This is a genomic window from Mesorhizobium sp. C277A, from assembly GCF_040324395.1.
In the GTDB taxonomy this organism is placed as follows: domain Bacteria; phylum Pseudomonadota; class Alphaproteobacteria; order Rhizobiales; family Rhizobiaceae; genus Mesorhizobium.
The window spans coordinates 5,817,330-5,838,567 of the sequence record NZ_JAMYVW010000002.1; the positions used below are offsets into that span (position 1 = coordinate 5,817,330).

Consider the following 21,238-nt stretch of genomic DNA (forward strand, 5'->3'; position numbering starts at 1 on the left):
ATTCTTGCCACATCTCGGGGCGGGCTGGCATCTGGACAATGAGGCATTTTTGTTGATCGCGACGCGATGGAAGACGCCGCTTCTGCTCGGCATCATCTTCTCCCCTATGTTCCTGGCCGGTTGCAGCCAGACCACGTCTTCGCACGGCCTGTCGGTCGCCAGCCTGACCGACGCCATCACGCCCAGCTTCCTTTCGACGCGCGCCTACCGCAACACGCCGAAGGAGAAGGAATGCCTGGAGCGGGCGATGTTCTTCGAGTCCAACCGCTCGAGCCGTGACGGCATGATCGCCGTCGGCACGGTGGTGATGAACCGGCTGCGCTCCGGCAATCATGGCAGCACCATTTGCCAAGTGGTTGGCGAACCGGGCCAGTTCGCGCCCGGCGTGATGACGCGGGCGATGAATTCGAAAGCGATGCCCGATGTCGAGGAGGCCGCCGATGCGGTGCTCAAGGGCGAGCGCAAGGCCAAGCTGAAGAACACGATGTACTTCCACACCGCCGGCCTGAGGTTCCCCTACAAGAACATGCATTACACCATGGTTGCCGGCGGCAACGCCTTCTACGAGAAGCGCGGCCGCAACTGGCAGCCGCTGCCGGATGAATCCACGACCATGGTTGCCTCGGCGCAGCCGCGCGCTCCTGTGCCTGAAGCGCCGGTGCAGGTTGCCTCCGCCGAGCCGGTGGTGAAGACCGTTGTCCGTCCAGATCCTGCCAAGCAGGCCGCGGCGGTTCGCGCAGCCAAGGCGACACGTGCCCCGGCCGAGCAGACCTATGTGACGGCTTCCGCGGCGCCCGCTATGAGCGCCCGCGTCGCCGCCAAGCAGACGGAGGTGGCGATGCAGGAGCCGATGGCCGAGCCGGATGCCTCGCGTTTCGGCGGCACGCTGAACGCCCGCTACGTCACCTTGGTGCCATCGGCGACGCAGGAAGCGTCGATGGGCTTCCAGTCGACGCCTGAGAACACCGACGATATCGGCGCAATGATCGTCGATCAAACCCGGCCGCTCTCAGCCTACTGACGCCCAGAACATTTCCGAGCCCGCCATGGCAGCATGGCGGGCTCGGTGCGTATGCGCATGTTTCAAAGCGCGCGGAAAAATCCTAGATCAGTGCGATGTCAAAGCGAATCGCCGGTCCCGAGATCGAACGCCTGATCCAGCTCCTGGCCAAGGTGCCGGGGCTAGGGCCTCGTTCGGCCAGGCGTGCGGCACTGCACCTGATCAAGAAGAAGGAGCAGCTTTTGTCACCGCTCGCCGCCGCCATGGCTGAAGCCGCCGACAAGGTGCGCATCTGCACGACCTGCGGCAATGTCGATACCTCCGACCCTTGCATGATCTGCACCGATCCGCGCCGCGATGCCTCGACGCTGATCGTCGTCGAGGATGTCTCCGATCTCTGGGCGCTGGAGCGGGCGGCGGCCATGAATGTGCGCTACCACGTGCTCGGCGGCACGCTGTCGCCGCTCGACGGCATCGGTCCCGAACAGCTCAACGTGCGCTCGCTGGTCGACCGCGTTGCCGGCGGTGAGGTGAAGGAGGTGATCCTTGCCGTCAATGCCACCGTCGAGGGCCAGACGACGGCGCATTATCTCACCGACCAGCTCTCGGGTTTCGAGATCAAGGTCACCAGGCTTGCGCATGGCGTGCCGGTCGGCGGCGAACTCGACTATCTGGATGAGGGGACGCTGGCGGCGGCCTTGCGCTCGCGGACGGCGTTTTGACGCAATTGGCGGGCAGGATGTGCGACATGAAAGCTTCGCATTCTTCGAGGTTTGCGCCAAACACCCCCCTCTGTCCTGCCGGACATCTCCCCCTCAAGGGGGGAGATTGGCTGTCGCTTCGGTTTTCGCCTACCACCTGCGTTGAAAGAAGAATGCCGTCCAAGAAGCTGCTGATCTCCCCCCTTGAGGGGGAGATGTCCGGCAGGACAGAGGGGGGTGTGAAGGAACGCAAGCCTCCAAGGCTGCTACTATTTTCATTCCTTGCAGCCCTGCTCGCCCTCTTCCTCATCTCCCCAGCCTCCGCGGCCAAAATCGACGACCAGTTCCGCGCCTGGCTGCAAACCGATCTCTGGCCGGAAGCCCAGAACAAAGGCATCTCCAAATCCACCTTCGACGCCGCTTTCGACGGCGTGAAGCCGAACCTCAAACTGCCCGACCTCGTTCTGCCCGGCGAAAAGCCCAACACGCCGCAGAAGCAGCATCAGGCGGAGTTCGGTTCGCCCGGCGCCTATTTCGCCGAAAGACGGTGCGCGCCGTCACGTCAGGTGGGCGCACGCGCGAGGCGGCCAACGCCAAGACGCTGGCTGCGATCGAAAAGCGCTACGGTGTCCCGGGCGAGATACTGTTGGCGATCTGGGGCCGCGAGACCGGCTTCGGCGCGGCGAAAATGCCCTACGACGCCTTCGAGGTTCTCGGCACCAAGGCGTTCATGTCGACCAAGAAGGACTTCTTCCGCACCGAGGTGCTGGCGGCGCTCGAGATCGTCGAGCATGGGTTGGCGCCGGTCGGCGCCATGAAATCGTCCTGGGCCGGCGCGCTCGGCCAGCCGCAATTCATGCCGACCTCGTTCCTGAAGCACGCAGTCGACTATGACGGTGATGGGCACCCGGACATCTGGAATTCGACGCCGGACGTGCTGGCCTCGATCGCCAACTATCTCGTCCACTATGGCTGGGTGAAGGGGCGTGGCTGGGGTTTCGAGGTGACGGTGCCGGAAAGCGTTTCCTGCTCGCTCGAAGGTCCCGACCAAGGCAAGAAGATCTCAACCTGGGCGGCGATGGGAATCAGCCGCGTCGGCGGCAAAGCCTTTCCGGCAAACGAACTGAAGGCGGAAGGGCTCCTTTTGATGCCGGCCGGACGCAGCGGCCCGGCCTTTATCGCCACGCCCAATTTCTACGTGCTGAAACAGTACAACACCAGCGACCTCTACGCCCTGTTCATCGGCCATGGCGCTGACCGCATCGCCCATGGCGATGCTGATTTTGTCCGCAGCTGGGGTGCGGTCGGCGGCCTGCATCGTTCCGACATCGCCGCGCTGCAACGGGCGCTGGAGGCCAAGGGCTACGATGTCGGCAGCGCCGATGGTCTGCCCGGCTTCAAGACCCGCCGCTCGATCGGCTCCTGGCAGGAAAAGAACGGCCGCCCCGCCACCTGCTTCCCCGACGCCGATCTGGTTGCTGCCATCAAGTAGCACCGAAAAGAGCAGATTTTTCCCCATCGGCGGCTGCAATTGGCTCGCCCATGCTTCGACGCGCACAGCGTATTCCGGTCCAGTATGCCGGCTCGCAAAATGCCCGTTGCCGGTTGGAGGGCCGCCGGATAGGGTGTTGACCAACTGGAAAAAAATCAACACGGTATGGGGTCTAACGGTCGTCCTCCGGCCGCGAAAAAGATTACTGCAGCCCTGAGCCGGGAACTCGGGGTCAACAATCAACAAAACAGGGAACAATCATCATGATGATGGAAAAGTTTGCTCTACGTTCGCGCGTCTGGCTCGCAGGTGCTGCCATGTCCGCTCTGCTCATTGGCGTCGCGCCGGCCTTTGCCGTGACCCCCGCCGACACGCTGGTCGAAGGTTTTGCCATCGACGACATCATCTCCATGGATCCGGGGGAGGCGTTCGAACTGTCGACCGCAGAGGTCACCGGCAACACCTATGATCTGCTGGTCCGCCTCGACCTCAGCGACACCTCCAAGGTCAAGGGCGACCTTGCCGAGAGCTGGACCGTCTCCGACGACGGCCTGGTCTATACGTTCAAGCTCAAGCCCGGCCTAAAGTTCGCTTCGGGCAATCCACTGACGGCCGCCGATGTCGCCTATTCCTTCGAGCGCGCCATCAAGCTGGATAAGCCGCCGGCATTCATCATCAACCAGTTCGGCATCAGCGGCGACAATGTTGCCGACAAGGCCAAGGCCGTCGACGATACCACCTTCCAGTTCACCGTCGACAAGGCCTATGCGCCGAGCTTCGTGTTAAACTGCCTGTCGGCAACGGTCGCTTCGGTCGTCGACGCAAAGCTGGTCAAGGAACATGTCGCCGCGGTGACGCCGAGTGCCGACTACAAATGGGACAACGATTTCGGCAACGCCTTCCTGAAGACCGGTTATGCCGGCTCCGGCGCCTACAAGCTGCGCGAATGGCGGGCCAATGAGGTCGTCGTGCTGGAGCGCAACGACAATTACAATGGCGAGAAGGCCAAGCTCGCCCGCGTCATCTACCGCAACATGAAGGAAAGCTCGGCACAGCGCCTGGCGCTCGAAGCAGGCGACATCGACGTTGCCCGCAACCTCGAGCCGAACGATCTCGACGCCATCGCCAAGAATGCCGATCTCACCACGACCAGCGCGCCGAAGGGCACGGTCTTTTACATCAGTCTCAACCAGAAGAATCCGAACCTCGCCAAGCCCGAGGTTCGCCAGGCGTTCAAATATCTGGTCGACTACGATGCGCTGAGCACGACCATCCTCAAGGGCATTGGCGAGATTCACCAGACCTTCCTGCCCAAGGGCGTGCTGGGCGAACTGGACGAAAATCCGTTCAAGTTCGACGTCGCCAAAGCCAAGGAACTGCTGACCAAGGCCGGCCTGGCCGACGGCTTCAGCGTAACCATGGACGTACGCACGGGACAGCCGACAACGGGCATGGCGGAATCGATCCAGCAGACGCTTGGCCAGGCCGGCATCAAGCTGGAAATTATCCCGGGCGACGGCAAGCAGACGCTGACCAAATACCGCGCCCGCAATCATGACATCTATATCGGCCAGTGGGGCCAGGACTATTTCGATCCGAACTCCAACGCCCAGACCTTTGCCTCAAACCCGGACAATTCTGATGAAGGCAAGACCAAGACGCTGGCCTGGCGCAATGCCTGGGACATCCCGGACCTGACAAAGCAGACCGAAGCAGCCTTGCTGGAGAAGGATGCCGGCAAGCGCGCCGATATGTACAAGAGCCTTGAAAAGACGATCCTCGACACCAGCCCCTTCGTAATCATCCACCAGCAATTGGAAGTGGCAGGCCTGCGCAAAAACCTGAAAGGCTTTGCGCTCGGTCCGAGCTTCGACACCAACTTCGTCGGCCCGGTCTCCAAGGAATAGCGCCGGCGGACGCGCCCTGATGAGCGCGATTGAAAACCAGGCGACGGCGGGGCAGGGAAGCGCCCGCGCCGTCGCTATCTTGTTGGCGATCGGCCGCTTCCTGGTCATCGCCGTCACCACCTATCTCGGCCTGCTCGCGGTGACCTTTTTCATCGGCCGCATCATTCCGATCGATCCGGTGCTGGCGGTGCTCGGCGACCGCGCACCGGCCAATGTCGTCGAGCGCACCCGCCGCGAGATGGGGCTCGACCTGCCGTTGATCGAGCAATTCTATATCTATCTCAAGCATGCGCTGAACGGTGATTTCGGCACCTCTGTGCTGACCACCAATCCTGTGATGACCGACATCCGCCGTGCCTTTCCGGCAACGATCGAACTCGCGACTTTGGGCACTCTGATAGGCTCGTTGATCGGCGTGCCGCTCGGCGTGCTGGCAGCGGTAAAACGCGGCAGTCTCATCGACCAGATCGTTCGCATTGTCGGCCTGATCGGCTATTCCGTGCCTATCTTCTGGATCGGGCTTTTGGGGCTTGTCCTGTTCTACGCCAAGCTCCAATGGGTGGCTTTTCCCGGCCGCCTCGACATCGTCTACGAGTACACATTCACACCGATCACCGGCTTCTACCTGCTCGACGCCGCGCTGCAGGGCCAGTGGGATGTCTTCTACGACGCTTACCGCCACATCATCCTGCCGGCAGGGCTGCTGGGCTATTTCTCGCTCGCCTATATCAGCCGGATGACGCGCTCCTTCATGCTGAACGAGCTGTCGCAGGAATACATCGTCGCCGCGCGCGCCAAGGGCCTGTCTGAAACGCGAATCATCTGGGGCCATGCGCTGCGCAACGCCGCGGTGCCGATGGTCACGGTGATCGCGCTGTCCTATGCCGGGCTGCTCGAAGGTTCGGTGCTGACCGAGACGGTGTTCTCCTGGCCCGGCATCGGCCTCTACATCACCAATTCGCTGCAGAACGCCGACATGAACGCCGTGCTCGGCGGCACCATCGTCATCGGTTCGGTGTTCATCGGCATCAATCTCCTGTCCGATGTTCTCTACAAGGTGCTCGATCCGAGGACGAAGACAGGATGAGCGCCGAAGCAATCCAAACGCGCCGCGATTGGCTGCTCAGCGATCGGCCGGCCTCGCGCATGCAGGCACGGCTCGGCCGCGCCTACGTCGCTTGGCGGCGCTTTTCCGCCAACCGGCTGGCGTTTCTCGGCCTGCTCATCATCATCGCGCTGCTGCTGGTCGCAGCCTTTGCCGATGTGCTGGCGCCCTATTCGCCGACCATCGGCGATCTCAAGAATGCCCGGCTTTTGGCGCCGAGTGCGGCGCATTGGTTCGGCACCGACGATCTCGGCCGCGATATCTATTCGCGCATTCTTTTTGGCTCGCGCTGGACCCTCTATGTCGTCATTCTTGTCGCTGTCATCGCAGCCCCCATCGGCCTTTTGGTCGGCACCGTCGCCGGCTATGCCGGCGGCTGGACCGATGCCATTCTGATGCGCATTACCGACATCTTCCTCGCCTTCCCCAAGCTGATCCTGGCACTGGCCTTTGTCGCGGCCCTTGGCCCCGGCATCGAAAACGCGGTGCTGGCCATCGCCATCACCTCGTGGCCGCCTTACGCCCGAATTGCGCGGGCCGAGACGATGACCGTGCGCAATTCGGATTACATCAAGGCGGTGCAATTGATGGGCGCCTCTCCGTTCCGCATCGTGCTGCGCCACATCATGCCGCTCTGCATCTCTTCGCTCATCATCCGGGTGACGCTCGATATGGCCGGCATCATCCTCACCGCCGCCGGCCTCGGCTTCCTCGGCCTGGGCGCCCAGCCGCCGCTGCCGGAATGGGGCACGATGATCGCGTCCGGCCGCCGCTTCGTGCTCGACCAATGGTGGGTGGCCGGCGCGCCGGGCTTCGCCATCCTCATCGTCAGCCTCGGCTTTAACCTGCTTGGCGACGGCCTGCGCGATGCGCTCGATCCCCGGAGTGGCGACCAATGAGTGGTGACCAATGAGCGGTGCACTTCTCGATGTCGACGACCTGCGCGTCACCTTCCCGACTCGGACCGGCCTCATCCAGGCGGTGCGCGGCGTCACTTTTTCGCTTGGCCGAGAGCGGCTGGGCATTGTCGGTGAAAGCGGCTCCGGCAAGTCGCAGACCGGCCGCGCCATCATGGGCCTGACGCCGCCGCAGGCTCTGGTGTCGGCCAAGAAGCTCGCCCTCGACGGCATCGACCTTCTGGCCATACCGGCCCGTCAGCGCCGGGCGCTGCGCGGCAAACGCATCGCCATGATCCTGCAGGATCCGAAATATTCGCTCGACCCCGTGATGAGCATCGGCCGCCAGATCGTCGAGACGCTGCGCACGCATGAAAAGGTCTCCAAGGCCGAAGCGCGCGAGCGGGCGCTGGCCATGCTGGAAGCTGTGCAGATCCGCGATCCCTCGCGTGTCTTCGACCTGCATCCGCACGAGGTGTCCGGCGGGATGGGCCAGCGCGCCATGATCGCAATGATGCTGATCGCCGGACCGGAACTGATGATCGCCGACGAGCCGACCTCGGCGCTCGACGTCACCGTGCAGCTCGATGTGCTCGGCATCCTCGACCGCTTGGTCAGTGAGCGCGGCATGGGCCTGATCTTCATCTCGCACGACCTGCGGCTGGTCGCCTCCTTCTGCGACCGCGTCATCGTCATGTATGCCGGCAAGGTGGTCGAGCAGCTCAAGGCGTCGGAGCTGCGCGACGCCCAGCATCCCTACACGCGCGGCCTGCTCAACTGCATGCCCAGGATCGGTTACGAACGCCACCCGCTGCCGGTGCTCGACCGCAAGCCGGAGTGGGCGGCATGACGCCAGCCATTTCGATTGAAGGGCTGGAGGTGGTGTTCGACCGTTTTCGCGCGCTGAAAGGGGCGAACCTCGAGGTGAAGTCCGGCGAATCCTTCGGCCTGGTCGGCGAGAGCGGTTCCGGCAAGTCGACGCTGCTCAAAGCCATTGCCGGCCTGGTGCCTGTCGCATCCGGTACTATCACGGTCAATGGCAAGACGCTGGGAGCGCGCCGCGACAAGGCTTTTTATCGCGAAGTGCAGATGGTCTTCCAGGACCCCTATGGTTCGCTGCACCCGCGTCAGACCGTCGACCGCCTGCTACAGGAACCGCTCGCCATTCACGGCTTTGCCGATGGCGAGCAACGCATCCAGCGCGCCCTCGACGAGGTCGGATTAGGCAACGGTTTCCGTTTCCGCTACGCGCACCAGCTCTCCGGCGGTCAGCGTCAGCGCGTGGCGATCGCGCGCGCGCTCATCCTCGAACCGTCGATCCTGCTGCTCGACGAACCAACCTCGGCGCTCGACGCTTCGGTGCAGGCCGAAGTGCTCAACCTGCTGGAAGAGGTTCGCCGTCGGCGCAAGCTGACCTTCCTGATGGTCAGCCACGACCTCGCCATCATCACCCATATGTGCGAGCGCCTGATGGTGATGCAGAACGGCGAAGCGGTGGAAAATCTCACCGCGAGCCAGCTGATCGGGCATCGCGTAGAGAAGGATTATACGCGCAATCTGTTGAGGGCGAGCGAGGGGTTTGTGCGGACCGCTTGAATCTGGGGTTTCCTATGGCGGAATGGACGTTCGAAGACCCACCCAATGTCGCGGTGTTGTCGGACAGAAGCATATTTAAACGTGGTGACTGGATCGCATACGTTGTGCACGAAGCTGATGACGACGATAACCACAACGATGAGGGTGGCAGTTGGCAATTTCATAGCAACGACAAGCAAAATCGAGATGAACCCGAGCTAATGCTCGTCAGCCTCCAGAATGTGGTTCAGCGGGATGAGAGCATCCTGGAATTGGCCGATTTGCCAAAAGGCTGGCATGCTTGGCGCAGTTCAAAATTGTCGCCTTGGCAGCGCGCTAAATCACTCCCTGTACCCTCCAACGACAACGAGTGATGCAGGAGGGCTAAGTCGAGCTTTGCGCCAGTTCGCCGTTCTCTGGAACAGATGGTTCGTCCCCCTGCTTAGGCTCCTTGATCCTGAACCACGTCACATAAAGCGCCGGCAGGAACAGCAGCGTGATCGCCGGCGATGATGCCGCCCATCATGGCGTATGCCATCGGGCCCCGGAACACTTCGCGCGCGATCGGGATCAGCGCCAGGCTGGCGGCCGCGGCCGTCAGCGCGATCGGCCGCATGCGGTGCTCGGTCGCTTCGATACGGCTTCCCAGCGGTCTTGGCCCTCGGCCACCAGATCCTCGATCTGCACGATCAGGATCATCGAGTTGCGGATCAGGATGCCGATCAGCGCCAGGACGCCCAGAATGGCGACGAAGCCGAGCGGTGCGCCGCTCGGCACCAGGGCCGCGACCACGCCGATCAGGCCGAGCGGCGCCACCGCCACCACCAGGAACAGGCGCTGAAAACTTTGCAACTGGATCATCAGGATGGTCGCCATCACGAACAGCATCAGCGGCACCACCGCTGCGGCTTTTTGCGCTTTCTTCGACCGAGCCGGCGGTTGCAACGGAATAGCGGGCGGTAGTTTGGCGATGAAGGCGTCGACCGACGGCTTCAATTCGTTCACGACGGTGGCCGGCAGCACGTCGCCAACGAGGCCTGCGCGAACGGTGATCATCGGGATGCGGTTGCGCCGCCACACCGTCGGCTGTTCGAGGTCGTAGCGGAAGTTCGCCACCGCGGCGAGCGGGATCGCTTCGCCGTTCCCGGTGACGGGTGAGCTGTCACGGACTGCCCCGTACGTGTATCGGTCGGCTGGTTAAGACCGGTCTGTCGAAGTGGCCCGCATCGACGACAGGCCCAATCGCCCGGCGGCGGTGCCAACTTGAGGAAAACGTGAAATAAGGTCAGAAGAGGCCTTGGCATTCATCTAACGAGAACGGGCGTCGGCCCGATGAGGGACGAAATGAAGAACGCAGCCATTTCTGAGCGCAAGAACCAGTCGATCTCGCGCGGCGTCGGCATGACGACGCAGATCTATGCCGACCGCGCCGAGAATTCGGAGATCTGGGATGTAGAAGGCCGCCGATACATCGATTTCTCCTCCGGTATCGCCGTCGTCAACACCGGCCACCGCCATCCCAGGGTGATCGAGGCGGTCAAGGCACAGCTCGACCGCTTCACCCATACCTGCCACCAGGTCGTGCCCTATGAGAGCTATGTCAGGCTGGCCGAACGGCTGAACGGCATGCTGCCCGGCAAGTTCGAGAAGAAGACCATCTTCGTCACTACGGGTGCTGAAGCCGTCGAGAACGCCATCAAGATCGCCCGCAACGCCACTGGCCGCCAAGCCGTCATCGCCTTTGCCGGCGGCTTCCACGGCCGCACCTTCATGGGCATGGCGCTGACCGGCAAGGTCGTGCCCTACAAGGTCGGCTTCGGCGCCATGCCGGGCGACGTCTACCACGCGCCGTTTCCGGTGCCGCTGCACGGCGTGTCTACAGCCGATTCGCTGGCCGCACTCGACAAACTGTTCAAGGCCGATGTCGATCCGGCTCGCGTTGCCGCCATCATCATCGAGCCGGTCCAGGGCGAGGGCGGCTTCTACGACGCGCCGCGCGAATTCCTGACGGCGCTGCGCAAGCTCTGCGACCAGCACGGCATGCTGCTGATCGCCGATGAGGTGCAGACCGGCTTTGCCCGCACCGGCAAGATGTTCGCCATGGATCATCATGAGGTCGCGGCCGACATTACCACCATGGCGAAAAGCCTGGCCGGCGGCTTCCCGCTGGCGGCGGTCACCGGCCGCGCCGAGATCATGGATGCGCCCGGTCCTGGCGGGCTCGGCGGCACCTATGGCGGCAGCCCGATCGGTGTCGCCGCAGCACACGCCGTGCTCGACGTAATCGAGGACGAAAAGCTGTGCGACCGCGCCAATACGCTGGGCGCCCGGCTGAAACAGCGGCTGCAGTCGATCCGCGACGATGTGCCCGAGATTGTCGACATCAGGGGTCTCGGCTTCATGAACGCGGTCGAGTTCAACGACGTCAAGAAGGGCCTGCCGTCGGCCGAGATCGCCAATGCGATCCGGCTGAAGGCGCTCGACAAGGGGCTGATCCTGCTGACCTGCGGCGTCTACGGCAACGTCATCCGTTTCCTGGCTCCGATCACCATCCAGGACAATGTCATGAACGAGGCGCTCGACATTCTGGAAAGCTCGATCCGCGAAGTCTGCGCTGCCTAGCGCAAACCCTACCTCCCCCTTGTGGGGAGGTCGGACCGCAGGTCCGGGTGGGGGGCCTCGCGCCGACCCCAACCCCGCTGCTTCGCAGCGACCCTCCCCACAAGGGGGAGGGTAAGTGCGTCTAGCCCGCAGCCCGTGCCGGCTCATCCTGCTGGAACGCTGCCAGTGCAGCCTTCAGCCCGTCAGGTCCCTCAGCAATCGTCTGCGCCATCGGCGAAAACCCGGCCCCGAGCATCTTGCGGCCCAGCATATGGTCGCCCGGCCTGTTGACGGATTCGATGCCGAGCAGCCGGCTTCCAGCATAGTGGTAGATCGAGAACTTGTTCTCAGCGAGGTCGCCCAGCACGACATGGCTGTCGCCGCCCGAGGTCAGCCCGACCATCTGCAGTTTCATGTCGCCGATGTCAGACCAGAACCACGGCACCGCCGCATACGCGTCCGTATGGCCGGTGATCGTGCGTGCGGCAAGCCGCGCCTGGTCGGTGGCGTTCTGCACCGATTCCAGCCGCACGTCGCCGCCGGTCGACCAGTGGCGGTAGGAAGCGGCGTCGCCGATGGCCAGAATATCAGGCACTGAGGTGCGCATCTGTTGGTCGACGCGGATGCCATTGGCGACAGTCAGTCCGGCAGCCTGCGCAAGTTCGACATTCGGCACGGCGCCGATGCCGACGATGACCATGCGCGCGGGCAGCCTTTCGCCGGTGGAGGTGATGGCAGCGCAGACATGGCCGTTTTCCCCTTCCAGCCCGGCAATGGTGGTGCCGGTGAGGATACGCACGCCGATCGCCTCCAGCCGTTGGCGGACATGGCTCGCCACCACCGGCGCCACGGCGCGGCCAAGCAGCCGGTCGACAGCCTCGACCAGGGTGACGTTGCGGCCGGCGGCCCTCAGCGTTGCCGCGATCTCCAGCCCGATGAAGCCGCCGCCGAGGATGACCACGTCTTCGCTTTGGGCGCTGAGCGCGCGGATCAGCCGCGCATCGGCGATCGAGCGCAGCGACACCACGCCCGAGAGGTCGGCGCCCGGCAGCGGCAGAAGCCGCGGCCGCGAACCGGTGGCCAGGATGAGCCGGTCGAACGGCAGCACGCCGCCGCCCGCTACCTCCAGCTTGCAGCCTGCCGTATCGAGGCTGTCTATTCGGATGCCCGGCCTGAAGTCGATGGCGCTGCCGGTGTAAAAGGCCTCGCCGCGCAAGGGTTGCGGCTTGGCATCGGCGTCCTTGATGAAGGTCTTCGACAGCGGCGGCTTGTGATAGGGCAGATCGGTTTCGTCGCCGATCAGTATGACAGGCCCGTCATAGCCTTCCTCGCGCAGGCTGGCGGCCGCTTGCACGCCCGCATGACCCGCACCGACAATGACGACCCCGTTCTTCATCGCAACCCGAATTCCTGTTTCAAATCTGGAGCATGATGCCGAAAAGTGTGAAGCGGTTTTCGGACGACATCATGCTTTGATTGTGAGCCGTTCCGCCAGATGGCGATTGTCTGCCGCCGTCGCAAGAGCCCCGGTCCGGGTCGCACCCGGAACGGTCGCTTGTCAATCGCGGCGTCTCTCACCTTGGCTGCTGGCTACGATTTAAAGTTGATAGTGCTAGTTTAGAATAATTCTAAACTGTTGTTTCAATTGAATTTTCTAGGGTTCACCAGTTGACTTGCGGCCTCGCCATCGTTTTATGGAGGCTCGCGCGTCAGCGCATCCCTTTGATGTTTGGGCCTTGAACCCGTTCGATTGGAGGCATTTGGTGTCTTTCTCCCGTGAGCCGCAGAGCGGCGCGGCATCTGTGGTGTCCTACGGCATGCCTATGTCCCGGCACCGTTTGGCACGCGCGCCTTTTACCGAATCCCCTTTGGACTGGAGACTGATGATGACAGCGCGATATGGCGGCAGACTGGCTGCGATCGGTGCCACGGCTATGTTGACGGCGGCGGTTTTCATCCTGCCGGCCAAGGCGGCGGAGATCGATGCCAAGGCGGTCATCAAGACCTATTCCGACATCGCGCTGGCCAAGTACGAGGATTCGCTGACCACGGCGCAGGCGCTCGACAAGGCTGTCGACGCGCTGCTTGCCAACCCGTCGGCGGACACGCTGAATGCCGCCCGCGATGCCTGGAAGGCGTCGCGCGTGCCCTACCAGCAGACCGAGGTCTACCGCTTCGGCAACAAGATCGTCGACGACTGGGAAGGCAAGGTGAACTCCTGGCCGCTCGACGAAGGCCTGATCGACTACGTCGCCAAGAGCTACGGCACCGAGTCCGACGCCAACGCGCTCTACACCGCCAATGTCATCGCCAACAAGGACATCGAGATCGACGGCAAGAAGGTCGACGCCTCGAAGCTTTCGCCGGAGTTCCTCGCCGGCACGCTGCAGGAGGCCGGCGGCATCGAGGCCAATGTCGCCACCGGTTATCACGCCATCGAATTCCTGCTCTGGGGCCAGGATTTGCACGGCACCGGCCCGGGCGCCGGCGAGCGTCCGTTCACCGACTACGACCTCAAGAACTGCACCGGCGGCAATTGCGATCGCCGGGCCGAGTATCTGAAGTCGGCCAGCGATCTTCTGGTCTCCGACCTGCAGGAGATGGTCGGCAACTGGAAGGAAGACGGCGCCGCCCGCAAGAACCTCGTCGATGGCCAGCCGAACACCGCTATCTCGGTGATCTTCACCGGCATGGGCTCGCTGTCCTACGGCGAACTGGCCGGGGAGCGCATGAAACTCGGCCTGCTGCTGCACGATCCCGAAGAGGAGCACGACTGCTTCTCGGATAATACCTACAACTCGCATCTCTATGACGCCATCGGCATCCGCGCCGCCTATCTCGCCAGCTACACGCGCATCGACGGCACCGTCGTTTCAGGCCCGTCGGTGCACGATATGGTCAAGGCGGCCGATCCGGCGATCGACAAGGAACTGTCCGACAAGCTCGATGTCTCGGTCGCCAAGATGGAGGCGATCAAGGCGCGGGAAGTGGCCGGCGAGGCCTACGACCAGCAGATCGCCGAGGGCAACACCGAAGGCAATGCTACCGTGCAGGCGGCAATCGACGCGCTGGTCGACCAGACCAAGTCGATCGAACGCGCCGTCGGCGCGCTGAAGCTGAACAACATAGCCTTCGAGGGGTCCGACAGCCTCGACGCACCGGACAAGGTGTTCAAGTAGCACCCCAACCAACTACCAGCCAAACGGCGCGGAGGGGCGCCGTCAGCCAGAGCCAATCCATGCTGATCTGCCATTGCAACATCATCACCGAAAAGGAGATTGAGCAGACGATCGTCGATCTGCTGGATCAGGACCCCTGGCAACTGATCGTGCCGGCGAAGGTCTATCACACGATGCAAAAGCGCGGTCGCTGTTGCGGCTGCTTCCCAAATGTGGTCGAAACGATCATTCGGGTCACCGAAAATTACCACACCCGTTCGGAGGCGAGCGGCGTGGACATCGTTTCACACCTGGATCGCGTCAGAGGCCTGCGCGTCCAATATGGGAGCAGAATCCATGAAAGGCGAACCGCAGATCATCGAGCGGCTTAACGAGGCTCTGTTCCTGGAGCTTGGCGCCGTCAATCAATACTGGGTGCATTTCCGCCTGCTCGAAGATTGGGGATATGCCAAGCTGGCAAAGAAGGAACGCGCCGAATCGATCGAGGAGATGCACCATGCCGACCGGCTGGTGGCCCGTATCATCTTCCTCGAAGGGCATCCCAATTTGCAGTCCGTGGCGCCGTTGCGCATCGGCCAGAACGTCAAGGAAGTGCTCGAATCCGATCTCGCCGGCGAATATGACGCACGCACCGCCTACAAGCGTTCGCGCGAGATCTGCAACGAAGCCGGCGACTACGTGACGATGAAGCTGTTCGAGGAATTGCTGGCGGATGAGGAAGGTCACATCGACTTCCTCGAGACGCAGCTCGACCTCCTTGCCTCGATCGGCGAGGAAAAATACGGCCAGCTCAACGCCGCATCGGCGGACGAGGCGGAATAGGACCATGCAGGAATGCGGCGCCCCATAGATATTCTGCGCCGCTTGCGGCGGGCCGCCGGCCCGCTGCTCCTCAAAAACCCGCGATATCAGGCCTTTCGCGGGCTTTCGGTTGTAACCCTGGCGGCAATTTTGGCCCCGGCCCTGGCCGGATCGTCGGAACCGGTCGGCCTCGCCACGAGCCGCACCGACCTGACGCCGAAGGACCAGGCCCGCGTCCTTGCAGTTACCAGGCCAACCCAGGATTTCTCCAAGCCCGAATCCTTCGAAACGATGCAAGGCGGCGCCGGCACGTCGCGCAAGCAGGTCGACCGCGACGCCTTCTCGCAACCCTCTGAAAACATTACCTTCGAGGAACAGGGCAATTTCAAGCTCGGCAATGCGCTTTTCCGCAAGAACTGGGTGTCGTCGCCATCCTCGACCCAGGCCTCGGACGGTCTCGGACCCCTGTTCAACGAGCGCGCCTGCCAGAATTGCCATTTGAAGGATGGCCGCGGCCGCCCGCCGGCCGCCGACAGCCGCACCACGTCGATGTTCCTGCGGCTAGCGCGCGATGCGAGCACGGCCGAGGAAAAGACCGAGATCGCCGCGCACAAGGTGCTGAACTTCCCCGATCTGGTCTACGGCGCGCAGTTGCAGGGACTGGCGGTGCCCGGCCTCAAGGGCGAAGGCCGCATGTATGTCGACTATCGCGAGGAAAAGGTCACGCTCGGCGACGGCAGCCTGGTTTGGCTGCGCAAGCCGAGCTATTCGGTCGACGGGCTTGGCTACGGCCCGCTTGACCCGCGCACCACGCTGTCGCCGCGCCTGACGCCGCCAATGATCGGCCTTGGCCTGATCGAGCAGATCGCGCCGGCCGACCTCCTTGCCCATGCCGATCCCGACGACCGCGACGGCATTTCCGGCAAGCCCAACATGGTGCGTGACCTCAGCAGTGGGCAACTGACGCTTGGCCGCTTCGGTTGGAAGGCCCAGACCGCGTCGATCCGCCAGCAGGCGGCGGACGCCTTTGCCGGCGACATCGGCATTTCGACGCCGGAAGAGCCCAGTCACTGGGGCGATTGCACCGCAGCCGAAGAGGCCTGTTTGGCCATGCCCAATGGCGTGCAGAAGCGGCTCGGCCCGGTCGAGGCGCCACCACCGGTGATGGACCTCGTCACCTTCTATTCGCAGAACCTTGCGGTGCCGGCGCGGCGCGATGTCGGCGCACCCGCCGTGCTCGCCGGCAAGAAGCTGTTCTACGAGATGGGCTGCATTGCCTGTCATACGCCGAAATTCGTCACCATGCGCGGGAACAAGGCGCAGGCGTTCCAACTGATCTGGCCCTATTCCGACTTTCTGCTGCACGACATGGGGCCTGGCCTTGCCGACGGCCAGGCGGTGGGCGATGCCACGGGCAGTGAATGGCGCACCCCGCCGCTATGGGGCATCGGCCTGACAAAGACCGTCAACGGCAACGCTTTCTTCCTGCATGACGGGCGTGCGCGCACGCTTGCCGAAGCGATCCTGTGGCATGGTGGCGAGGGGCAGAAAGCGCGCGATCGCTTCGCCGCCGCCAATACGGCCGACCGCGATGCTCTCATCAAATTCCTGGAGTCATTCTGATGCTCAAGCGGGTTTTGCCTGTTCTACTCCTCCCATTGGCTCTGTTCGGTGCGTCCCCGGCATCGGCCTCGGTGAAAGCCTCCGACGTGATCCAAAGAGCGATCGACGGCTTTGTCCGCCCCGCCTATGCCAGCCTGCATGGCCATGCCGGCACCTTGGCGAAGGCCATGGACGCGCTCTGCCAGGCGCCGTCGCAGGGTAACCTCGATGCCGCGCATGCCGGATTCTCGGCCACGGTCGCAGCCTGGTCGTCGGCTGAAATCATCGGCTTCGGGCCAATCAAGGAGAACAACCGGCTGGAGCGCATGCTCTACTGGCCGGACCGAAAGAGCATCGGCCTGAAGCAGGTGCAGGCGGCGCTGGCCGGCAAGGATCCGACCGCCACCGATCCGGCGCAGCTGGCGGGCAAGAGTGTCGCGATGCAGGGATTAGGGGCGCTTGAGTTCGTGCTTTACGGCGACGGCGCCGAGACGCTCGTCGGCAAGGACGAGCCCTATCGCTGCGCCTATGGCGCGGCGATCGCCAAGAATATCGAGACCATGGCGGCCGATGTCGACGCCGCCTGGAAAAAACCGGACGGTTTTGCAGGCCTGTGGGCCAATCCCGGACCCGACAATGCGCTTTACCGCGACGGCACTGAAGCGGTGACCGAATTGGTCGGCGTGTTCATCAATGAACTCGAAATGGTGCGCGACGTGCGCCTCAAAGGTTTTCTCGGCGCCAAACCGCAGGGTGACAAGCCGAGGCAAGCGATCTACTGGCGCTCGCAAAACACCGGCCTTTCATTAGCCGGCAACCTCTCCGGCATTGATGCGCTGTTCCAGGCCTCGAAGCTCGGCGACGCGCTGCCCGAGGATAGCAGATGGATGGCGGAATCCATCCATATCCAGCTCATCAATGGCGTTGCCACTGCCAAATCCATCCAGGGTCGGATCGACAAGACGCTCGCCGATCCCGCGGAGCGCGGAAAACTCGAACATTTCGCGCTGATCACCTCCAGCCTGTCGGGCTTGATCGGCACCCGGCTAACCGCCGAGTTCGGCCTGACCGCCGGCTTTTCGTCACTGGACGGGGACTGACCAATGGTTGCGACACGCACGCCGCTGATGGACCGCCGCGATTTTCTCAGAGCTGCCGGCGCCGGCTTCGTCGCGTCAATGGCGCCGCGGGCCTGGGCGGACACGCTTGCCGCCGATGCCGTCTTTGCCACCGCCTTCGTCAAGCGCGACGGCAGCTTTGGCGCCGCTGTGTTGTCGGAAGCCGGAAAAGTATTGCATGCGATCGACCTGCCCGACCGTGGCCACGACGTCACCTTCGATCCGGTCTCGAAGCGCTCCGTGGTCTTCGCCCGGCAACCCGGCACCTTCGCCGTGGTCTTCGACCATGCCGGCCGCGAGCCGCCGCTGACCATCGCCAGCATCACCGGTCGGCATTTCTTCGGCCACGGTGTGTTTTCCACCGACGGCGCGCTGCTTTACGTCACCGAAAACAATTTCGACAATGCCGCCGGCGTCGTCGGGATCTACGACGCACGGGCCAAGTTCAGCCGCATCGGCGAGTTTCCGACCTATGGCATGGGGCCGCATGAGCTATTGCTGCTCGGAGACGGCCGGACGATCGCCATCGCCAATGGCGGCATCGAGACCCATCCCGACTATGGCCGCGCCGAGCTCAACATCGCCACCATGAAGCCGTCCTATGTGCTGGTCGATCGCACAACCGGCGATCTCATCGAAAAGCACGAACTGCCGCCGGCTCTGCACCAGCTGTCGATTCGCCACATGGATGCCGACCCCACAGGCACCATCTGGTTCGGCTGCCAGTACCGCGGGCCGGGCACCGAGCGGCCACCGCTGGTCGGCCGCGCCACGCGCGGCAAGGGGCTGCAGCTGCTCGACATGCCGCAGGACGTGCTATCCGGCTTCCGGAATTACATCGGCTCGGTCGCCGCCAACCCGATTGCCGGCACGGTCGCGGTGTCTTCGCCGGAAGGCAATTCGCTGGCCGTCATCGACGCCGCCAGCGGCAAGATCGTCGCCACCAAGGCGCTGGTCGAGGTCTGCGGCCTGGCGCCCGACGGCCCGGGCTTCATGGCAACCACGGGTGCCGGCGAAATCATCGAAGGCAGCGGCGCGACGCGCTCCGAGCCCGACTATGTCTGGGACAACCACATGCTGCGCATCGCGCCGGCGGCGTAAGCCGTCCGGCCTGCACCGAAGCGAAGCCGCTTAACAATTTACGCGCTGGCTCTTGCGGCGGCGCGCCGTGGCGGGCAGAGGGAGACTGTTTTTCGAACCGGTCGCCCATGAAACTGCTCGCCATCGACTGTGCCGCCAATCTCTGCGCCGCTTGCGTCTATGACGCATCGGGCGGCAGAGAGCTCGGCCGCTCGGTACTCGATCTCGGCAAAGGCCACGCCGAACACCTGATGGCTGTCATTGACGAAGCGTTGAAAGCGGACGGCACCGATTATGCCGGCCTTGGCGCCGTTGCGGTCTCCATCGGTCCGGGTTCCTTCACCGGCCTGCGGGTGGGCGTCTCGGCGGCGCGCGGCCTGGCGCTGGCGCTGAAGATCCCGGCGATCGGGGTAACGACACTGGAGGCGCTGGCGGCCGAGGCGAGGGCGGCATTTCCCGGCCGCCCGATCCTGGCGGCTCTCGATGCAGGCCGCGAGGAGATCCATGCCGCGTTTTACGATGCGGAAGCGATTTTGCGCTATGGTCCGGCTGTGACCACACTTGCCCAAGCCGCGGGAATGGCGGCGGACAATCGTCCGGTGCTTGCCGGCACGGCCGCCGTGCAGATCGCAGCCGCGGCCGGTCGCGATTTCGATATCGGCCCGACGGCTGCCACCGCCGACATTGCCGTCTACGCCCGGCTCGCCGCTGCAAAAGGTGAGGGCGACAAGCCGAAGCCACTCTATCTGCGCGGCGCCGATGCCAAGGCGCAGGCCGGGTTCATCCTGTTGAGGCAGGAAAAGTGATGCGCATCCCTTTCCTCCAGCCGCGCCGCAGGGACTATGCGCTCGAGCCGCTGACCATCGCCGACAGCCCGGCAGCGTCGGTGCTGCATCGCGAGGATTTCGTCCGGCCCTGGACCGATGGCGAGTTCGCCGCGTTGCTCGAACAGGAAACCGTGTTCGGCTATGCCGCGCGCGAAATCGGCCAGGGCGCCAAGCCGCCGGTCGGCTTCGTGCTGGCCAGGCTTGCAGCCGGCGAGGGCGAGATTCTGACCGTGGCGGTGGCGCGCTCGCATCGCCGCCAGGGGCTCGGCTGGCAATTGATGGACGCCGTGCTGCGCGAATTGCATGCGCAGCGCGCCGAGGCGCTGTTCCTTGAGGTCGACGAGACCAATGTCGCTGCCATCGCCCTCTACCGGCGGCTCGGCTTCCGCCAGGTGGGCCACCGCGCCAATTATTACCGCTCGACCGAACATGGTCCTACCGGCGCGCTTGTCATGCGCCGCGATCTTCGCTAGCCAAAGTTTTGGGGCAGGGCCAAGCTGCATGATCGGAAAAATCAGGATTTTCCTGGCGCTGAGCCTCGTTGTCGTCGGTTCGCTGGTCCTTGTGCCTTTGCAGCTGCTGTCGATGAAGACCGGAATTTGGCGCGAGACGGTCATTCTGAAGGTCTGGCACAGCCTCATCGTCCGGACGCTCGGCCTGCGCATCCATGTCAAAGGCGCACTGTCCAGCCAGCGCCCGCTGCTGGTCGCCTCGAACCATATCTCCTGGACCGACATCATGGTGCTCGGCTCCTTTGCCGATGTGACATTCATCGCCCGGGCGGACATGGAGGGATGGCCGCTGATCGGCTGGCTGTCGAAACTGCAGCGTACGGTCTTCATCGAACGCGAGCGCAAGCGGACAGCTGGCGACCAGGCCAGCGAGATCGCCAGCCGCATGGCCAAGGGCGACGCCATGGTGCTGTTTGCCGAGGGCTCTACCGGCGACGGCAACACCATCCTGCCGTTCAAGAGCACCTTGTTCGGCGCCGCCTCGATGGCGATTTCGGAAGGCGCGGCCGAGCAGGTCTTCATCCAGCCGCTGGCGATTGCCTACACGCGGGTGCACGGCGTGCCTCTCGGCCGTCGCCACCGGCCGCTCGCTGCCTGGATCGGCGATCAGGACCTGATGCCGCATCTCAAGGTGCTGATGGCCGAAGGCGCCATTGACGTCGAGGTGCATTTCGGCGAGCCCATCGCCTTTTCCAAGGGCTCGAACCGCAAGGAAACGTCGAGGATGATGGAAAGCCAGGTGCGCGCCATGATGCAGGCCGCGCTCGCCGATCCCCGACCGAGCCGCTAGCGCAGGCCGGGCGCCTACAGGCCGATGCCCGAGAATCGTCTGTTTTTTGTCA

20 protein-coding genes and 2 pseudogenes are annotated in these 21,238 nt (G+C 63.6%); 19 read left to right on the plus strand and 3 right to left on the minus strand.

From position 1 onward, the window contains the following. Positions 1-52 precede the first annotated feature (52 nt). The 9 genes and pseudogenes from NKK52_RS28600 (at position 53) to NKK52_RS28640 (ending at position 9,050) form a co-directional block, all read left to right on the plus strand. Positions 53-1,021 (plus strand): cell wall hydrolase, encoded by a 969-nt coding sequence (locus tag NKK52_RS28600; RefSeq protein WP_023682029.1) that lies wholly within the window; start codon positions 53-55, stop codon positions 1,019-1,021. A 95-nt stretch (positions 1,022-1,116) separates the two neighbouring features. Continuing rightward, positions 1,117-1,722: a recombination mediator RecR gene (recR, locus tag NKK52_RS28605; RefSeq protein ID WP_023682028.1), complete on the plus strand. Its 606-nt coding sequence runs from the start codon at positions 1,117-1,119 to the stop codon at positions 1,720-1,722. Positions 1,723-1,916: 194 nt separating this feature from the next. Continuing rightward, positions 1,917-3,193: pseudogene (locus NKK52_RS28610) on the plus strand (lytic murein transglycosylase). A 263-nt stretch (positions 3,194-3,456) separates the two neighbouring features. Further along, a complete protein-coding gene (locus NKK52_RS28615; protein WP_023682026.1) occupies positions 3,457-5,100 on the plus strand; it encodes an ABC transporter substrate-binding protein in 1,644 nt (547 codons plus the stop codon). A 19-nt stretch (positions 5,101-5,119) separates the two neighbouring features. Continuing rightward, a complete protein-coding gene (locus NKK52_RS28620; RefSeq protein ID WP_023682025.1) occupies positions 5,120-6,187 on the plus strand; it encodes an ABC transporter permease in 1,068 nt (355 codons plus the stop codon). Further along, entirely contained in the window at positions 6,184-7,104 is a 921-nt protein-coding gene (gene nikC, locus NKK52_RS28625; protein ID WP_023682024.1) for a nickel transporter permease, read from the plus strand. The genes NKK52_RS28620 and nikC overlap by 4 nt, the downstream gene beginning before the upstream one ends. A gap of 10 nt (positions 7,105-7,114) precedes the next feature. Next, complete coding sequence (locus NKK52_RS28630; RefSeq protein WP_023682023.1) at positions 7,115-7,951, plus strand: ABC transporter ATP-binding protein; 837 nt, start codon at positions 7,115-7,117, stop codon at positions 7,949-7,951. Next, positions 7,948-8,697: an ABC transporter ATP-binding protein gene (locus NKK52_RS28635; RefSeq protein ID WP_023682022.1), complete on the plus strand. Its 750-nt coding sequence runs from the start codon at positions 7,948-7,950 to the stop codon at positions 8,695-8,697. The genes NKK52_RS28630 and NKK52_RS28635 overlap by 4 nt, the downstream gene beginning before the upstream one ends. A 14-nt stretch (positions 8,698-8,711) precedes the next feature. Beyond that, positions 8,712-9,050, plus strand: coding sequence for a hypothetical protein (locus tag NKK52_RS28640; protein WP_023682021.1), 339 nt, complete (start codon positions 8,712-8,714; stop codon positions 9,048-9,050). Positions 9,051-9,118: 68 nt separating this feature from the next. On the opposite strand, the gene NKK52_RS28645 is transcribed toward NKK52_RS28640, so the two are convergent. Both NKK52_RS28645 and NKK52_RS28650 read right to left on the minus strand, forming a co-directional pair. Then, on the minus strand, positions 9,119-9,292 hold the full coding sequence (locus tag NKK52_RS28645; protein ID WP_023682020.1) for a hypothetical protein: 174 nt from the start codon (positions 9,290-9,292) through the stop codon (positions 9,119-9,121). Next, positions 9,274-9,810 (minus strand): annotated as a pseudogene (locus NKK52_RS28650) (efflux RND transporter permease subunit); the annotation flags it as partial. The pseudogene NKK52_RS28650 and the gene NKK52_RS28645, both read right to left, overlap by 19 nt. 210 nt (positions 9,811-10,020) lie before the next feature. Here NKK52_RS28650 and NKK52_RS28655 point away from each other — a divergent pair. Continuing rightward, complete coding sequence (locus tag NKK52_RS28655; protein ID WP_023669533.1) at positions 10,021-11,298, plus strand: 4-aminobutyrate--2-oxoglutarate transaminase; 1,278 nt, start codon at positions 10,021-10,023, stop codon at positions 11,296-11,298. Positions 11,299-11,419: 121 nt separating this feature from the next. On the opposite strand, the gene NKK52_RS28660 is transcribed toward NKK52_RS28655, so the two are convergent. Further along, on the minus strand, positions 11,420-12,673 hold the full coding sequence (locus NKK52_RS28660) for an NAD(P)/FAD-dependent oxidoreductase (protein ID WP_023669534.1): 1,254 nt from the start codon (positions 12,671-12,673) through the stop codon (positions 11,420-11,422). Positions 12,674-13,163: 490 nt separating this feature from the next. Here NKK52_RS28660 and NKK52_RS28665 point away from each other — a divergent pair, with 490 nt between their 5' ends. The 9 genes from NKK52_RS28665 to olsA all read left to right on the plus strand — a co-directional run bounded on the left by NKK52_RS28665 (position 13,164) and on the right by olsA (position 21,186). Then, on the plus strand, positions 13,164-14,456 hold the full coding sequence (locus NKK52_RS28665) for an imelysin family protein (protein WP_023682018.1): 1,293 nt from the start codon (positions 13,164-13,166) through the stop codon (positions 14,454-14,456). A gap of 59 nt (positions 14,457-14,515) precedes the next feature. Continuing rightward, positions 14,516-14,827, plus strand: coding sequence for a (2Fe-2S)-binding protein (locus NKK52_RS28670; protein ID WP_023669536.1), 312 nt, complete (start codon positions 14,516-14,518; stop codon positions 14,825-14,827). Next, positions 14,793-15,278: a bacterioferritin gene (gene bfr, locus NKK52_RS28675; protein ID WP_023669537.1), complete on the plus strand. Its 486-nt coding sequence runs from the start codon at positions 14,793-14,795 to the stop codon at positions 15,276-15,278. The genes NKK52_RS28670 and bfr overlap by 35 nt, the downstream gene beginning before the upstream one ends. A 12-nt stretch (positions 15,279-15,290) precedes the next feature. Further along, on the plus strand, positions 15,291-16,880 hold the full coding sequence (locus NKK52_RS28680) for a di-heme oxidoreductase family protein (RefSeq protein ID WP_023682017.1): 1,590 nt from the start codon (positions 15,291-15,293) through the stop codon (positions 16,878-16,880). Next, on the plus strand, positions 16,880-17,959 hold the full coding sequence (locus NKK52_RS28685; RefSeq protein ID WP_023682016.1) for an imelysin family protein: 1,080 nt from the start codon (positions 16,880-16,882) through the stop codon (positions 17,957-17,959). Before NKK52_RS28680 ends, NKK52_RS28685 begins: the two co-directional genes overlap by 1 nt. 3 nt (positions 17,960-17,962) lie before the next feature. Next, a complete protein-coding gene (locus NKK52_RS28690; RefSeq protein ID WP_023669540.1) occupies positions 17,963-19,078 on the plus strand; it encodes a DUF1513 domain-containing protein in 1,116 nt (371 codons plus the stop codon). 107 nt (positions 19,079-19,185) lie between these two features. After that, positions 19,186-19,863 (plus strand): tRNA (adenosine(37)-N6)-threonylcarbamoyltransferase complex dimerization subunit type 1 TsaB, encoded by a 678-nt coding sequence (tsaB, locus tag NKK52_RS28695; protein WP_023682015.1) that lies wholly within the window; start codon positions 19,186-19,188, stop codon positions 19,861-19,863. Next, positions 19,863-20,357 carry a ribosomal protein S18-alanine N-acetyltransferase gene (gene rimI / locus NKK52_RS28700; protein WP_023669542.1) on the plus strand — a complete coding sequence of 165 codons (495 nt, stop codon included), beginning with the start codon at positions 19,863-19,865 and terminating at the stop codon, positions 20,355-20,357. Before tsaB ends, rimI begins: the two co-directional genes overlap by 1 nt. Before the next feature lie 28 nt (positions 20,358-20,385). Then, the gene (olsA, locus tag NKK52_RS28705) at positions 20,386-21,186 is read left to right on the plus strand and encodes a lyso-ornithine lipid O-acyltransferase (RefSeq protein WP_023682014.1); all 801 of its coding nucleotides are present in this window, start codon (positions 20,386-20,388) and stop codon (positions 21,184-21,186) included. The last annotated feature ends 52 nt before the right edge of the window (positions 21,187-21,238 follow it).

What these genes read in the sequence shown, in the direction of transcription:
- NKK52_RS28685 (WP_023682016.1), top strand. Translation starts at nt 16,880, where the DNA reads ATGCTCAAGCGGGTTTTGCCTGTTCTACTCCTCCCATTGGCTCTGTTC.
- NKK52_RS28690 (WP_023669540.1), top strand. Translation starts at nt 17,963, where the DNA reads ATGGTTGCGACACGCACGCCGCTGATGGACCGCCGCGATTTTCTCAGA.
- NKK52_RS28620 (WP_023682025.1), top strand. Translation starts at nt 5,120, where the DNA reads ATGAGCGCGATTGAAAACCAGGCGACGGCGGGGCAGGGAAGCGCCCGC.
- NKK52_RS28655 (WP_023669533.1), top strand. Translation starts at nt 10,021, where the DNA reads ATGAAGAACGCAGCCATTTCTGAGCGCAAGAACCAGTCGATCTCGCGC.
- NKK52_RS28645 (WP_023682020.1), bottom strand. Translation starts at nt 9,292, where the DNA reads ATGCGGCCGATCGCGCTGACGGCCGCGGCCGCCAGCCTGGCGCTGATC.
- NKK52_RS28670 (WP_023669536.1), top strand. Translation starts at nt 14,516, where the DNA reads ATGCTGATCTGCCATTGCAACATCATCACCGAAAAGGAGATTGAGCAG.
- rimI (WP_023669542.1), top strand. Translation starts at nt 19,863, where the DNA reads ATGCGCATCCCTTTCCTCCAGCCGCGCCGCAGGGACTATGCGCTCGAG.
- NKK52_RS28680 (WP_023682017.1), top strand. Translation starts at nt 15,291, where the DNA reads ATGCGGCGCCCCATAGATATTCTGCGCCGCTTGCGGCGGGCCGCCGGC.
- NKK52_RS28615 (WP_023682026.1), top strand. Translation starts at nt 3,457, where the DNA reads ATGATGATGGAAAAGTTTGCTCTACGTTCGCGCGTCTGGCTCGCAGGT.
- NKK52_RS28635 (WP_023682022.1), top strand. Translation starts at nt 7,948, where the DNA reads ATGACGCCAGCCATTTCGATTGAAGGGCTGGAGGTGGTGTTCGACCGT.
- NKK52_RS28660 (WP_023669534.1), bottom strand. Translation starts at nt 12,673, where the DNA reads ATGAAGAACGGGGTCGTCATTGTCGGTGCGGGTCATGCGGGCGTGCAA.
- bfr (WP_023669537.1), top strand. Translation starts at nt 14,793, where the DNA reads ATGAAAGGCGAACCGCAGATCATCGAGCGGCTTAACGAGGCTCTGTTC.
- nikC (WP_023682024.1), top strand. Translation starts at nt 6,184, where the DNA reads ATGAGCGCCGAAGCAATCCAAACGCGCCGCGATTGGCTGCTCAGCGAT.
- NKK52_RS28640 (WP_023682021.1), top strand. Translation starts at nt 8,712, where the DNA reads ATGGCGGAATGGACGTTCGAAGACCCACCCAATGTCGCGGTGTTGTCG.
- recR (WP_023682028.1), top strand. Translation starts at nt 1,117, where the DNA reads ATGTCAAAGCGAATCGCCGGTCCCGAGATCGAACGCCTGATCCAGCTC.
- NKK52_RS28630 (WP_023682023.1), top strand. Translation starts at nt 7,115, where the DNA reads ATGAGCGGTGCACTTCTCGATGTCGACGACCTGCGCGTCACCTTCCCG.
- olsA (WP_023682014.1), top strand. Translation starts at nt 20,386, where the DNA reads ATGATCGGAAAAATCAGGATTTTCCTGGCGCTGAGCCTCGTTGTCGTC.
- tsaB (WP_023682015.1), top strand. Translation starts at nt 19,186, where the DNA reads ATGAAACTGCTCGCCATCGACTGTGCCGCCAATCTCTGCGCCGCTTGC.
- NKK52_RS28665 (WP_023682018.1), top strand. Translation starts at nt 13,164, where the DNA reads ATGACAGCGCGATATGGCGGCAGACTGGCTGCGATCGGTGCCACGGCT.